The organism is Prescottella equi (genome assembly GCF_020171745.1).
GTDB classification, from domain to species: domain Bacteria; phylum Actinomycetota; class Actinomycetes; order Mycobacteriales; family Mycobacteriaceae; genus Prescottella; species Prescottella equi_A.
The window spans coordinates 39,513-53,478 of sequence record NZ_JAIVAH010000016.1 but is presented as its reverse complement, the minus strand read 5'-3'; the positions used below and the strand labels follow the sequence as shown (position 1 = coordinate 53,478).

General features: G+C 67.6%; 12 protein-coding genes. 8 read left to right on the top strand and 4 right to left on the bottom strand.

Going from position 1 to position 13,966, the window contains the following annotated elements; translation table 11 throughout:
* Positions 1-375: 375 nt before the first annotated feature.
* Positions 376-2,109: a DEDD exonuclease domain-containing protein gene (locus LCL87_RS13510; RefSeq protein WP_225020378.1), complete on the top strand. Its 1,734-nt coding sequence runs from the start codon at positions 376-378 to the stop codon at positions 2,107-2,109.
* Between the two features lie 9 nt (positions 2,110-2,118).
* A complete protein-coding gene (locus LCL87_RS13505; RefSeq protein ID WP_225020376.1) occupies positions 2,119-2,394 on the top strand; it encodes an Lrp/AsnC ligand binding domain-containing protein in 276 nt (91 codons plus the stop codon).
* A 15-nt stretch (positions 2,395-2,409) separates the two neighbouring features.
* Here LCL87_RS13505 and trpD read toward each other — a convergent pair whose 3' ends face one another.
* The gene (gene trpD / locus LCL87_RS13500; protein WP_225020375.1) at positions 2,410-3,501 is read right to left on the bottom strand and encodes an anthranilate phosphoribosyltransferase; all 1,092 of its coding nucleotides are present in this window, start codon (positions 3,499-3,501) and stop codon (positions 2,410-2,412) included.
* A 79-nt stretch (positions 3,502-3,580) separates the two neighbouring features.
* Positions 3,581-4,024: a hypothetical protein gene (locus LCL87_RS13495; protein WP_225020373.1), complete on the bottom strand. Its 444-nt coding sequence runs from the start codon at positions 4,022-4,024 to the stop codon at positions 3,581-3,583.
* Between the two features lie 126 nt (positions 4,025-4,150).
* Between LCL87_RS13495 and ctaE the strand changes: the two genes are divergently transcribed.
* The 5 genes from ctaE to LCL87_RS13470 all read left to right on the top strand — a co-directional run bounded on the left by ctaE (position 4,151) and on the right by LCL87_RS13470 (position 10,083).
* Positions 4,151-4,762 carry an aa3-type cytochrome oxidase subunit III gene (ctaE, locus tag LCL87_RS13490; protein ID WP_022596569.1) on the top strand — a complete coding sequence of 204 codons (612 nt, stop codon included), beginning with the start codon at positions 4,151-4,153 and terminating at the stop codon, positions 4,760-4,762.
* A 63-nt stretch (positions 4,763-4,825) separates the two neighbouring features.
* Positions 4,826-5,689 carry a cytochrome bc1 complex diheme cytochrome c subunit gene (gene qcrC / locus LCL87_RS13485; RefSeq protein ID WP_225020371.1) on the top strand — a complete coding sequence of 288 codons (864 nt, stop codon included), beginning with the start codon at positions 4,826-4,828 and terminating at the stop codon, positions 5,687-5,689.
* The gene (gene qcrA, locus LCL87_RS13480) at positions 5,686-6,822 is read left to right on the top strand and encodes a cytochrome bc1 complex Rieske iron-sulfur subunit (protein ID WP_225020369.1); all 1,137 of its coding nucleotides are present in this window, start codon (positions 5,686-5,688) and stop codon (positions 6,820-6,822) included. Before qcrC ends, qcrA begins: the two co-directional genes overlap by 4 nt.
* Complete coding sequence (gene qcrB, locus LCL87_RS13475) at positions 6,819-8,465, top strand: cytochrome bc1 complex cytochrome b subunit (protein WP_510850759.1); 1,647 nt, start codon at positions 6,819-6,821, stop codon at positions 8,463-8,465. Before qcrA ends, qcrB begins: the two co-directional genes overlap by 4 nt.
* A gap of 166 nt (positions 8,466-8,631) precedes the next feature.
* Positions 8,632-10,083, top strand: coding sequence for a carotenoid oxygenase family protein (locus LCL87_RS13470; protein WP_225020367.1), 1,452 nt, complete (start codon positions 8,632-8,634; stop codon positions 10,081-10,083).
* Between the two features lie 77 nt (positions 10,084-10,160).
* Here LCL87_RS13470 and LCL87_RS13465 read toward each other — a convergent pair whose 3' ends face one another.
* Positions 10,161-10,577 (bottom strand): cytochrome c oxidase subunit 4, encoded by a 417-nt coding sequence (locus LCL87_RS13465; RefSeq protein ID WP_005512476.1) that lies wholly within the window; start codon positions 10,575-10,577, stop codon positions 10,161-10,163.
* A gap of 35 nt (positions 10,578-10,612) precedes the next feature.
* The gene (ctaC, locus tag LCL87_RS13460; protein WP_225020365.1) at positions 10,613-11,677 is read right to left on the bottom strand and encodes an aa3-type cytochrome oxidase subunit II; all 1,065 of its coding nucleotides are present in this window, start codon (positions 11,675-11,677) and stop codon (positions 10,613-10,615) included.
* Between the two features lie 301 nt (positions 11,678-11,978).
* Between ctaC and asnB the strand changes: the two genes are divergently transcribed.
* Positions 11,979-13,904 (top strand): asparagine synthase (glutamine-hydrolyzing), encoded by a 1,926-nt coding sequence (asnB, locus tag LCL87_RS13455; RefSeq protein ID WP_225020363.1) that lies wholly within the window; start codon positions 11,979-11,981, stop codon positions 13,902-13,904.
* Positions 13,905-13,966: the final 62 nt, after the last annotated feature.

Sequence of the window (13,966 nt, the reverse complement as noted above, 5' to 3'; positions counted from 1 at the left end):
TTGGCGGGTCCGGCCGCGCCCCGATCGGCGCCAACGTCACGGATGGATAACAACCAGTTCGGTTGTCGCGGAACCGACTGCTCGGCCCGAAATGCGGGAGCACCGCCCGCGGAAGCGTCCGGCAACGCATCTCGCACAGGTCGCCACTGGTCAGCGCGAGATCGACCGCCGGCCTCCCGAGCCACCCGGAGACCGAGCCGGGCCCGCCGTGGCGACATCGCGACGACTCGAACCCCTACTCCCCCAACGCCGATCGCGCACGACTCGATCCGGGCCACGAAACAGGCGGTGTGATCCTCGTCTCTCCGCGCCCGGAACCGGGTCCGACGCGCTACGCGGACTCGCTGTCGGAGGGGCTCTCTAAGGTCTGCTGTCGTGAGCAGACCGCCGAACGCCCGAACCGCCGACGGCGACCAACTGAGCTTCGACGAACTCGACACCCCACTGCGCGACATCACCTTCGTGGTCGTCGACCTCGAGACCACCGGCGGAAGCTCCGAGAACGACGCGATCACCGAGATCGGCGCCGTCAAGGTGCGGGGCGGCGAGGTACTCGGCGAACTGGGCACGCTCGTCGATCCCGGTCGCGCGATCCCGCCGTACATCGTCGAGCTCACCGGAATCACGACGGCGATGGTGCGCAGCGCACCCCGGATCGACGCGGTGCTGCCTGCGTTCCTCGAATTCGCGAGCGGCGCGGTGCTCGTCGCGCACAACGCGGGGTTCGACGTCGGATTCCTCAAAGCGGCTGCGGCCCGGCAGGGCTTGCCGTGGCCCAAGTTCCAGGTGGTGTGCACCGTCAAGCTCGCGCGGCGGGTCCTGGGCCGGGACGAGGCCCCCTCGGTCAAGCTGTCGGCGCTGGCGGCACTGCTGGGCGCCGACACCACGCCGTCGCACCGCGCCCTCGACGACGCGCGCGCCACCGTCGACGTCCTGCACGCGTTGATCGGACGCGTCGGGAATCAGGGCGTCCACAGCCTGCCCGAACTGCTCGACTACATCCCGAGGGTGTCCCCGGAGCAACGGGCCAAACGCACGCTCGCGAGCCACCTTCCGCGTTCCCCGGGCGTGTACCTGTTCCGCGGCCCGTCCGACGAGGTGCTCTACGTGGGGACCGCATCGGATCTCCGACGGCGTGTGCGCAACTACTTCACCGGATCCGAGACCCGCGGGCGGATGAAGGAGATGGTCGCCCTCGCCACCCGGGTCGACCATGTCGAGTGCGCACATCCACTCGAGGCGGGCGTGCGCGAGCTCCGCCTCCTGCGCGCCCACGTGCCGCCCTACAACCGCCGCTCCAAGTTCCCGATGCGCGGCTGGTGGGTCACGCTCACCACAGAGGCGTTTCCGCGCCTCTCCGTGGTCCGTACGCCGACGGCGGACTGCATGGGCCCCTTCCGGTCCCGGACGGACGCCGCCGACGCCGCGGCGACGGTCGCCGAGTTCTGCGGACTGCGCACCTGCACGACGCGGATCGCCAAGGGAACGCCGCACGGACCCAAGTGCCCACCGCGGGACATCGGCGGCTGCTCCGCCGTCGCCGACGACGAGGAGGGCTACCGCATCGCGCCCGAACGCGCGCGCGCGTTGATGCGCGGCGAGGACGACTCGTCGCTCCGGCTCATGCGCTCACGCATCGAGGAACTTGCGGCCGGCGAACTGTTCGAGAGCGCGGCGCGGCTGCGTGACCGCGTCGCCGCCCTCGGTCTCGCCCTGCGCCGCATGCAGCGGCTCGCCGCCCTCGCCGCCATCGACGAGCTGATCGCCGCCCGGCCGGCCGTGGAGGGCGGGTGGGAATTCGCCGTCATCCGCGCCGGACGGCTCGCATCCGCCGGTGTCTCGAGGCGCGGCGTCGCCCCCATGCCGGTCGTCGACGCACTGGTCGCCTCGGCGGAAACGGTCCTGCCCGACGCCGTTCCGCTGCGGGGCGCCTCCCCCGAGGAACTGGCCGTCATCGCGCGGTGGCTCGACGCCGACGGCGTACGGATCGTCCGGACGAGCCACGGCTGGTGCGAGCCCGCCCACGGCGCCGGCTCGTGGGAGGACTGGTGCGCGCTCGCCCGCACCGCCCGAGCGCCTACTGTGTCTGTCGAACGACAGCACAGCTGAAGGAGCGCCATGATCAACGCGATCGTCATGATCCACGCCGAGGCCGACCGGATCCCCGAGACCGCGCAGGCGGTCGCCGACCTGGGTGGGGTCTCCGAGGTCTACTCGTGCGCCGGCGACATCGATCTGATCGCGATCGTCAAGGTGCGCGACCACGCGCAGATCGCCGAGGTCGTGACCGAGCGCATCAACAAGGTGCGCGGCGTCACCAAGACGGCGACACACATCGCCTTCCAGTCGTACTCCAGCGCGGACATCGAGGCCGCCTTCTCGCTCGGCGAGTAGGCGGCCCCCGCACGCCTAGCGGTGGGCGGCCAGCTCCGTGGTGAGCGCCGCCCACTGCTCGAGCACCGTCGCGGCCGCGCCCGAGTCGATCGCCCGGGCGGCCTTCTCGAGACCCGCGGCCAGCGCTTCCTCGAGGCTGTCGCCGACGCCGTCGAACGCCGCCAGCGCACCGGCCGCGTTGAGCAGCACCGCGTCGCGGACCGGCCCCTCGTCGCCCGCGAACACACCCCGCGCGACCGCCGCGTTGGCCTCGGCGTCGCCGCCGCGCAGCGCGTCCAGCGGCACCCGCGCGATCCCCAGATCCGTCGGATCGAGCTTCTGTGTGCGCACGGTGCCACCCGACACCACGTGCACGACCGACGTCGTCGACGTGGTCAGCTCGTCGAGCCCGTCGTCGCCGCGCACCACCAGCGCCGAGTTGCCGCGCTCCGCGAGCACACCGGCGACCACCTCGATGAGGTCCTCGAACGCGCAGCCGATGAGTCCGGCGCGCGGGCGGGCGGGGTTGGTCAGCGGTCCGAGGACGTTGAACACCGTCGGGATGCCGATCTCCTTGCGGGGCGCTCCCGCGAACCGCAGGGCCGGGTGGAACACCGGCGCGAAGCAGAACCCGATCCCCACCTCCTCGACGCAACGCGCGACCTCCTGGGCACCGAGGTTGATATGCACGCCCAGCGCCTCGAGGACGTCGGCGCCACCGCTCTTCGACGAGGCGGCGCGGTTGCCGTGTTTGACGACCCGCACGCCCGCCGCCGCCACGACGACCGACGCCATCGTGGAGATGTTCACGGTGTTCGAGCGGTCACCGCCGGTTCCGACGACGTCGACGACGTCCGGGGACACCGGCACGCTCTTCGCGTGGCCGAGCATCGCGTCCGCTAGCCCACGCAGCTCGGGCGGTGTCGCACCCTTCATCTTCAACGCGACACCGAACGCGGCGATCTGCGCGGCGGTGGCATTGTCGGACATGATCTCGTCCATCGCCCACGCGGCGTCGTCGGCGGTGAGGTCCCTACCGTCGGTGAGCGCGCCCAGGATCGCCGGCCAGGTCCGATCGGCCGCGCCCGCCACTCGATCCACTGCCTGCGCTGCCGACTGCCGCACCATGACGACCCCTTCTGCTGTACGCCCACCAACCGGTCGGGCGGAGATTTGTCGCTCCGCAGCTTAGTGCGCCCGTCTCCGATCACACCGCGGACGGCGGCTGGAGCCCCTCCCAGCCCAGCGCGGTTCCCCCGAGCCGCTGAGCAAGACCCGCCATCCGCGAGCGCTCCTGCGAGCAGTGCAGGGAATCGAGAACCTGGACCCGCTCGAGAAGGAACGTCGCGACATCGTCCTCACCGACGACGGGGGCACCCGCGAGCACGTAGTCGTCCTGGCCGGCCAGATCCACCGCCTCCTGCACACGATCGGACGGCAGTCTCAGGTGGTGCCGGAGCACGGCCTCGGCGTCCGGCACCCACCCCGGCTCGCCGGCGGCACCCCGTTCGAGGGTCGTCGAGCAGGCCTCGACGTCGTCAAATCCGGACACCACCACGACGAGGTCCGCGCGTGTCCGATCGAGGGGCGCGGGAGAGCGCCTGGACAGAAAACCACCGATCCAACGAGCGACACCGCCCCTGAGTTCCATGTGCCTACTTTGTCACGTCCGCCGACCACCACCGATACGGCCGCGTAATAGCCTCTGACGTGGGCCGACGCGCCGAGACCGGACCCGGGTGGCTTTCCTTTACGACGAAGCGTCATACTTCTCAGCGTGACGAGCGCAGTAGGGACTTCAGGATCGGCAATCACCCAGCGCGTGCACTCGCTGAACCGGCCAAACATGGTCAGCGTCGGCACCATCGTGTGGTTGTCAAGCGAGCTCATGTTCTTCGCAGGGCTCTTCGCCATGTATTTCGTTGCACGAGCACAGGCGAATGGGAACTGGCCACCGGAGCCGACGGAGCTGAACCTCACGTTGGCCGTGCCGGTGACACTGGTGCTGATTGCATCTTCCTTCACCTGCCAGATGGGTGTCTTCGCGGCAGAGAAGGGCGACGTTTTCGGTCTCCGGCGGTGGTACCTGGTGACTCTTGCCATGGGCACGTTCTTCGTGCTCGGCCAGGGTTACGAGTACTACCACCTGGTTCACGAGGGCACGACGATTTCGAGCAGCGTGTACGGATCGGTCTTCTACATGACGACCGGCTTCCACGGACTGCACGTCATCGGCGGTCTGATCGCGTTCGTCTTCTTGATCGTCCGCACCAAGGTCAGCAAGTTCACGCCTGCGCAGGCCACTGCGGCGATCGTCGTTTCGTACTACTGGCACTTCGTCGACATTGTGTGGATCGGCCTGTTCGCCACGATTTATTTCATCCGTTAGCCAGCTGAACGACCAGGCAGCCCCCTGACGCTTCAGTCGTCCCGACATACCAAAGGGATACAGATGAGTTCATCCCCCCCTCCCGCATTCGAGGGTGACATGCCCGACCGCACCACAGCCGCCAAGGCGCGCCGCCAGCGCAAGCTGCGCCGGCGCGTGACCGGCGCGTTGATCCTCATGCTGGGTCTCGTGAGCGCCGGATTCCTCGCCTCCGCCCTGACGCCTGCCCCGCAGGTCGCCACGGCGAGCGACGACTCCGCTGCGCTGATCCGCGAGGGCAAGCAGCTCTACGACACCTCCTGCATCACGTGCCACGGCGCGAACCTGCAGGGTGTCCAGGATCGCGGCCCCAGCCTGATCGGTGTCGGCGAGGCAGCCGTCTACTTCCAGGTGTCGTCCGGTCGTATGCCGGCCGCTCGCAACGAGGCACAGGCTTCTCGTAAGCCGGCCAAGTTCGACGCCCGCCAGACCGACGCCATCGGCGCCTACGTTCAGTCCCAGGGTGGCGGCCCGACCGTAATCCGCGACGAGAACGGCGAGATCGCTCAGTCCTCGCTGCGCGGCGGCGACGTCGCCCGCGGCAGCGAGCTGTTCCGTCTCAACTGCGCGTCGTGCCACAACTTCACGGGCCGCGGCGGTGCGCTGTCGTCCGGTAAGTACGCCCCCGTTCTGGACCCGGCCAGCGAGCAGCAGATCTACGCCGCGATGGTCACGGGCCCGCAGAACATGCCCAAGTTCTCCGATCGTCAGCTGACGATCGAGGAGAAGAAGGACATCATCGCCTACGTCAAGCAGTCCAGCGAGAACAAGAACCCCGGCGGCTACGGCCTCGGTGGAATCGGACCGGGTTCCGAGGGTCTCGCGATGTGGGTCGTCGGCATCGTCGCTGTCGTCGGTGCAGCACTGTGGATCGGAGCAAGGTCATGAGCGACGCCGGCAGCGGCGATACGCCGAAGAAGTACACGGACGAGGAACTCGACCGTATGAGCCGTGACGAACTCGTCACGCTCGGTACCAACCTCGACGGCGTCGATGTCGCGTTCCGCAAGGACCGCTGGGCGGTCAAGGGCACGAAGGCCGAGAAGCGCGCAGAGCGCTCGGTGGCCTTCTGGTTCATCCTTGCGGGCGTCTCCGCGATCGCGTTCATCGCGATCTTCCTGTTCTGGCCGTGGGAGTACGCCGGTCCGGGTGAGGACACCTACTCGGCGTACAACCTGTACACCCCGCTGATCGGTCTCACCATGGGTCTCGCGATCCTCGGTGTCGGCGTCGGCGCGGTGAAGTTCACCAAGAAGTTCGTCCCCGAAGAGGTCTCGATCCAGGACCGCCACGACGGCGGTTCGTCCGAGGTCGACAAGCGCACCCTCGTCGCACAGCTCGGCGACACGCTGGACTCCTCGACGATCGGTCGCCGCAAGATGATCAAGCGCAGCCTGATCTTCGGTGGCGGCGCCATCGGCGTCATGTCGGTCATGCCCCTCGGCGGCATGATCAAGAACCCGTGGGCCAAGGGCGACGACTCCCCGCTGTGGGTGTCCGGCTGGACCCCGCGCTACGAGGGCGAGACCATCTACCTGCGTCGCGACACCGGACGTCCGCACGACATCGTGCTGGTTCGCCCCGAGGATCTCGACGCCGGCGCCATGGAGACGGTCTTCCCGTTCCGTGAGTCCGAGCGCGGCAACGACGAGGAGCTGTTCAAGGCTCTGCGTGGCATCCGCAACTCGGTCATGCTGATCCGTCTGCGCACCGAGGACACCCAGAAGGCCATCAAGCGCAAGGGCCAGGAGAGCTTCAACTACGGCGACTACTTCGCGTACTCGAAGATCTGCACCCACCTCGGCTGCCCCACCTCGCTCTACGAGCAGCAGACCAACCGAATCCTGTGCCCCTGCCACCAGTCGCAGTTCGACGCCCTGCAGTACGGCAAGCCGCTTTTCGGTCCCGCCGCTCGTGCTCTTCCGCAGCTGCCTATTACAGTGAACGAAGAGGGCTACCTCGTCGCCAACGGTGACTTCATCGAAGCCCTCGGCCCGGCATTTTGGGAGCGTCGACCGTGACCACTACCACTCAATCCAGAGTTGCCGCCCAGGCAGAGGGAGTCGACTCCCGCTACCACCTCGCGGCAGGTATGAAGCGGCAGATCAACAAGGTCTTCCCGACGCACTGGTCGTTCATGCTCGGCGAGATCGCGCTCTACAGCTTCGTCATCCTGCTGATCTCGGGTGTCTACCTGACGCTGTTCTTCGACCCGTCGCTCGCCGAGGTCACGTACAACGGCGCCTACGAGCCGCTCCGCGGCGTCGAGATGTCGCGCGCCTACGCAACGACCCTCGACATCTCGTTCGAGGTTCGCGGCGGTCTGTTCGTCCGCCAGATCCACCACTGGGCCGCACTGATGTTCGCCGCGTCGATCATCGTGCACCTGCTGCGCATCTTCTTCACCGGCGCGTTCCGTCGCCCGCGTGAGGCGAACTGGGTCATCGGCTCGCTGCTGCTGATCCTGGCGATGTTCGAGGGCTTCTTCGGCTACTCGCTGCCCGACGACCTGCTGTCCGGCACGGGCCTGCGCGCCGCGCTCTCCGGTATCACCCTGAGTGTTCCGGTCGCCGGCACCTGGCTGCACTGGCTGATCTTCGGTGGCGACTTCCCCGGCACCCTGATCATCCCGCGTCTGTACGTTGCGCACGTCCTGCTGCTGCCCGGCATCATCCTGGCCCTGATCGCCGCCCACCTGGCGCTGGTCTGGTACCAGAAGCACACGCAGTTCCCCGGCCCCGGCCGCACCGAGAAGAACGTCGTCGGCGTTCGCATCCTCCCGGTGTTCGCCCTCAAGGGCGGCGCGTTCTTCGCGTTCACGTTCGGTGTCCTGGCCCTCATGGGCGGCCTGCTGCAGATCAACCCGATCTGGAACATCGGCCCGTACAACCCGTCGCAGGTCTCCGCAGGCTCGCAGCCCGACTTCTACATGATGTGGACCGACGGCCTGGCACGTCTGTGGCCGGCATGGGAGATCTACCTCTTCGACCGTTACACGATCCCCGCGGTGTTCGCCGTCGCGGTGATCATGGGCCTGGTGTTCGCACTGCTGATCGCCTACCCGTGGATCGAGAAGAAGTTCACGAAGGACGACGCGCACCACAACCTGCTGCAGCGTCCGCGTGACGTCCCGGTCCGCACCGGCATCGGCGCGATGTCCATCGCGTTCTACCTGGTGCTGACGATCTCCTGCATCAACGACATCATCGCGTACCACCTGGACATCTCGCTCAACGCGATGACCTGGATCGGTCGCATCGGCATGGTCGTTCTGCCTCCGATCGCGTACTACGTCACCTACCGGTTCTGCCTGGGTCTGCAGCGCAGCGACCGCGCGGTGCTCGAGCACGGCATCGAGACGGGCATCATCAAGCGCCTGCCGCACGGTGAGTACGTCGAGATCCACCAGCCGCTCGGCCCGGTCGACGATCACGGTCACCCGCTCCCGCTGGAGTACCAGGGTGCTGCGATCCCGAAGAAGATGAACAAGCTCGGCTCCGCCGGCAAGCCCGGCTCCGGTAGCTGGGTCACCCCGGACCCGGTCGAGCAGAGCCAGGCGCTCGAGGCAGCCGAACACAAGGCTGAGCACGAGCAGCTGAAGATGCTCACGGAGTACCAGGACCGCATCCGCGGAAACGGCTCCGGCAACGGCGAAGCGCACTAGTTCGCCGAGACTGCAGAGGAAGGCCCCCGAACCGATCGGTTCGGGGGCCTTCCTCGTTCTTGCTCTGTCGGCCACTCCCCCGCACCGAACTCCAGCGGAAACCACCCCGCCGGCGCCCACAGCCTCTACCGTCGCGGGCAACACCGCAACGGGAGGGGTCCGTCCGATGTCCACGAGTTTCGTCGACGAACGCTATGCGCCGGTCCGCGCCGAGGTCACCGAGTTCGACCTGCCGGTGCGCGGCACGATCCCGGAGTGGCTCGACGGACGGTATCTCCGCAACGGCCCCAACCCGATCGCCGACGTGCGCCCGGACGAGTACAACTGGTTCACCGGCGACGGCATGGTGCACGGTGTCCGACTGAGTGGTGGACGCGCCCTGTGGTACCGCAACCGCTGGGTCGACTCGGACGTCACGTCCGCGGCCCTGCATCGGACGGCTCCTCCCGAACGAGGGCGGTCACCGCTGCACGGACCGTCGGCGAACACGAACGTCATCGGTTTCGCGGGACGGACACTGGCCTTGGTCGAGGCGGGTGTGGCGTGTGCCGAGCTGTCGTACGAACTCGAAACCGTCGACGTCTGCGATTTCGACGGCACGGTTCGCGGCGGCTACACCGCGCACCCGATAGTGGACCCGGAAACCGGTGAGCTCCACGCCGTCTCGTACCACTTCGGCCGCGGCAACGCCGTCCAGTACACCGTCATCGGCCCGGACGGCCGGCTCCGCCGGAAGGTGCCGATCCGGGTCGGCGGCAGCCCGATGATGCACGCCTTCTCCCTGACCCGCGACTACCTCGTGGTCTACGACCTCCCGGTGACATTCGACGTCCGCAGCGCGGTCAGTGCGAACGTCGCACGACCGCTCCGTCCCCTCGCCGCTCTTGCGCTCGGTGCCACCATCGGGCGGGTCCGTGTTCCGCGTCCGCTCCTGGACCGCCTGCCGCCGACCCGGGCCGGGAGCTTCCCGTACCGGTGGAACGAGCGCTATCCCGCCAGGGTCGGGCTGATCCCCCGGCACGGTGATCCGACGCCGCACTGGCTGGAGGTCGAGCCGAGTTACGTCTTCCATCCGGTGAACGCGACCAGCACCGACGGCCGGGTCGTCGTCGACCTCGTCGTGCACGAGCGGGTGTTCGACGCGGACCGGACGGGACCGTCGGAGGGCCGGCCCCGTCTCGAGCGCTGGGAACTGGAACCGCGAGTGAGCTGCCGCGTCCGGCGGACCCGGCTCGCCGACGAGCACGTCGAGTTTCCCCGATTCGACGAGCGGTACGCCACGTCGCGCCACCGCGACTGCTGGCTCGTGATGGGTTCCGACGACCTGTCCGGCGAGCACCGGCTGATCCGCACGGATCGCACCGACGGCGTCGCCGCGATGCGCGACTTCGGTCCGCACTCGTCGGTGGGCGAGTTCGTGTTCCATCCGGAGTCTCCGGACAGTCCGGAGGGCCACGGCGTCGTGATGGGCCTGGTGACGGACCTCGCGGAGAGCTCGACGGAACTGCGCATCCTGGACGCCCGGACTCTCGAGGACCGGGCGGCGGTCGCGTTGCCGCAACGCGTCCCGGCCGGCTTCCACGGCAACTGGATACCGGATTCGGACTCGGCACACTGATTCGGGTCATCCGGAAACGGCGAAGGCGCCGAACCCGGTGAGGGGTTCGGCGCCTTCGGCGTCGATCTGGGTGAGAGCTAGTGCTTCTCGGGTCCGAGGTGGTACTCGAAGACCAGGCCGGCAGCGGCGGTCAGGACGAGCACCACGGCCACGACGATCATCCACGGCTGGAAGAATGCCAGCGAGATGGCCGCGAAGGCGGCCGCACCGGCCAGCAGGATGGGCCAGAAGCTACCGGGGCTGAAGAAGCCCAGGTCGCCCGAGCCGTCGGAGATTTCGGCCTCTTCGTAGTCCTCGGGGCGGGTGTCGAGACGACGCGCCACGAAGCGGAAGTAGGTACCGACGATCAGGCTCAGGCCTGCCGACAGGATGATCGCGGTGAGGCCGGCCCACTCGATTCCGGTCCGCGACATCGCGGTGAAGACACCGTAGACGATCGCGACGAGAATGAAGAACACCGTCAGGATCTCGAAGAGCTTGGCTTCGATCTTCATATCAGTTCTTGTCCTTGGTCAGTGGTTCTCGGGCGTCAGTTCCCGTTGGCCGATGCCTCGCGCACGGTGCGATCGGTCTTGAACGGGGAGGTCGAGGTCGCGGTGGGCGACTCGCCGATCGACGCCAGCGCCTCGCCGGTGTTCATGCCCTTGCCGCCCTCTTCGACCGACTTGCGGGCCTGGATGTACTGGTCGAACTTCTCCGGCGACACCGCGCGGACCTCGAAGTTCATCATCGCGTGGAAGGTGCCGCACATCTCGGCGCAGCGGCCCACGAACGCGCCTTCCTTCTCGATCTCGCTGATCTGGAAGACGTTGTCCGAGTGGTTCTCCTTCGGGTTCGGGTTCACGTCACGCTTGAACAGGAACTCGGGAACCCAGAAGGAGTGGATGACGTCGGAGGACGCCAGGACGAACTCGATACGCTTGCCGGTCGGCAGGACGAGGATCGGAACCTCGTTGCTGGTGCCGACGGTCTCGATCTTGTCGTATGCCAGGTAGGACAGATCCTGCGGGTTCTTACCGTGGATCGCGCCGATCTTCTCCTTGCCGTGCTCGTCGAGGCCCTCGGGCTTCGACGCAGCGAGCGCGGCTTCGGTGGCGGCCTCGTCGATGCCCTCGTACTTGGCGGTGCCGTTACCGAGATCGATGCTGCGGTAACCGAACTTCCAGTTCCACTGGTACGCCGTCACATCGACGACGACGTTCGGATTGTCCTTCTTCTCGGTGACGTAGTTCTGCACCACGACCGTGAAGTAGAAGAGGACAGCGATGATCACGAACGGAACTGCCGTGTAGAACAGCTCCAACGGCACGTTGTATGCCGTCTGACGGGGGAACTCGGGCGAGTCCTTCTTCTTACGGTGGAACACAACCACCCAGAAGGTGAGGCCCCACACGATGACACCCATGACGAGGGCGGCGATGACCGACCACGTCCACAGTTCGCGCATACGTTCTGCCTGCGGGGTAACTCCCGAGGGCCACCCGAAGCGAAGTACCGAGTTGTCGATTGAACATCCCGACAACAGCATGGCAGCTATGCCCAAAGAGCCTGCCAGCCCGGCTCGCCGAAGGATCCGACCTTGCGCCACGTTCACGCCTTCCTGATCGCCGCAATTCCACTAGGGCACACCCGAAGGGAAGGCCCAATTACTACGCAGCGTAGACCAAGCGCGCCGATCCTCCACTGTCGGGTCGACGCCCGTGTTGCAGTCGGGACCAATGGCCCTCCACAGTACGCGCCCTACCTGGGATTCAGCTGAGATCGCAGCGCGCACTCCCGGTCCGGCGACGGTGCCCCTCAGGAAACTGCGGCATACTTCCTTGGGAAATCGGCGAGCCCCCACGGACCACCGGTCTCCGCCCGACAACCGACTCTGAAACGAGGTACTGGACGCTGTGTGCGGACTGCTCGGACTACTCACCACCGACGGCACCAGCGACGACGCCGTCGCCCGCGTCGATGCGGCCATGCACTGCCTGCGCCATCGCGGCCCGGACGAGCACGGCACGTGGCACGACGACGACCTGATCTTCGGTTTCAACCGGCTGTCGATCATCGACATCGAGCACTCCCACCAGCCGCTGCGGTGGGGCCCGCCGGAGAACCCCGAGCGCTACGCCCTCACCTTCAACGGTGAGATCTACAACTACCTCGAGATCCGGGCGGAGCTCGCGAAGGACCACGGCGCAAAGTTCCGCACCGAGGGCGACAGCGAGGCGATCGTCGCGGCGTACCACTACTGGGGCGCCGACGCCGTCCGCCGGCTGCGCGGCATGTTCGCGTTCGCGGTGTGGGACACCGAGACCCGTGAGCTGTTCGTGGCGCGCGACCCGTTCGGCATCAAGCCGCTGTTCATCGCGACCGGCACCGGCGGCACCGCGTTCGGCAGCGAGAAGAAGAGCCTGCTCGAACTGGCCGACGTCATCGGCATCGACACCGACCTCGATCCGCGCGCGACCGAGCACTACACGGTGCTGCAGTACGTCCCCGAGCCCGAGACGCTGCACGCGCAGATCCGCCGCCTCGAGTCCGGCTGCTACGCGCGCCTGATGCCGGGCAAGGCTCCCGAGATGACGCGCTACTTCACGCCGAAGTTCCCGGCGGTGCCGTTCACGCCCGGCAGCGAGGCGTCCCGCTACCGGGAGATCGCGGAGGCCCTCGAGGACTCGGTCGCCAAGCACATGCGCGCCGACGTCACCGTCGGCTCGTTCCTGTCCGGCGGCATCGACTCCACCGCCATCGCGGCGCTCGCGATGCGGCACAACCCGAACCTGATCACCTTCACCACCGGTTTCGAGCGTGAGGGCTACTCCGAGGTCGACGTCGCGGCCGAGTCCGCGGCGGCGATCGGTGCCCGGCACGTGGTCAAGGTCGTCTCCCCCGCCGAGTTCGCGGCCGCGATCCCCGAGATCATCTGGTACCTGGACGATCCGGTCGCCGACCCGGCGCTGGTGCCGCTGTGGTTCGTGGCGAAGGAAGCCCGCAAGCACGTCAAGGTGGTGCTCTCCGGCGAGGGCGCGGACGAGCTGTTCGGCGGTTACACCATCTACCGGGAACCGCTGTCACTCAAGCCGTTCGAGTACCTTCCGGCGGCGCTGCGCCGCGCGGCCGGCAAGCTGTCCGAGCGCATCCCGGAAGGCACCCGCGGCAAGAGCCTGCTCAACCGGGGATCGATGACCCTCGAGGAGCGCTACTACGGCAACGCCCGCAGCTTCAACGACGCGCAACTGCGGGCCGTGCTGCGCGACTTCCGCCCGGAATGGACGCATCAGGACGTCACCGCGCCGATCTACGCGCAGTCCCGCGACTGGGATCCGGTGGCACGCATGCAGCACCTGGACCTGTTCACGTGGCTGCGCGGCGACATCCTGGTCAAGGCCGACAAGATGACGATGGCCAACTCGCTCGAGCTGCGGGTGCCGTTCCTCGACCCCGAGGTCTTCGACGTCGCGTCCCGCGTACCGCTGGATCAGAAGATCACGAAGGACACCACCAAGTTCGCGCTGCGCCAGGCGCTCGAGGGCATCGTGCCGCCGCATGTGCTGCATCGCGCGAAGCTCGGCTTCCCGGTGCCGCTGCGGCACTGGCTGGCCGGCACCGAACTGTTCGACTGGGCGCACCAGCAGATCGCCGAGTCGGGCACCGACCACATCTTCGACAAGGCCGCCGTCACCCGGATGCTGAACGAGCACCGCGCGGGCGCGTCCGATCACAGCCGTCGGCTGTGGACGGTCCTGTGCTTCATGGTGTGGCACGGCATCTTCGTCGAGAAGCGCATCGTGCCGCAGATCCAGGAGCCGGTGTACCCGGTCAGCCTTTAGCCACGTTCCACCCGAAACGCACTCCGCCCGGGCTCCTCGAAAGAGGAACCCGGGCGGAGTCG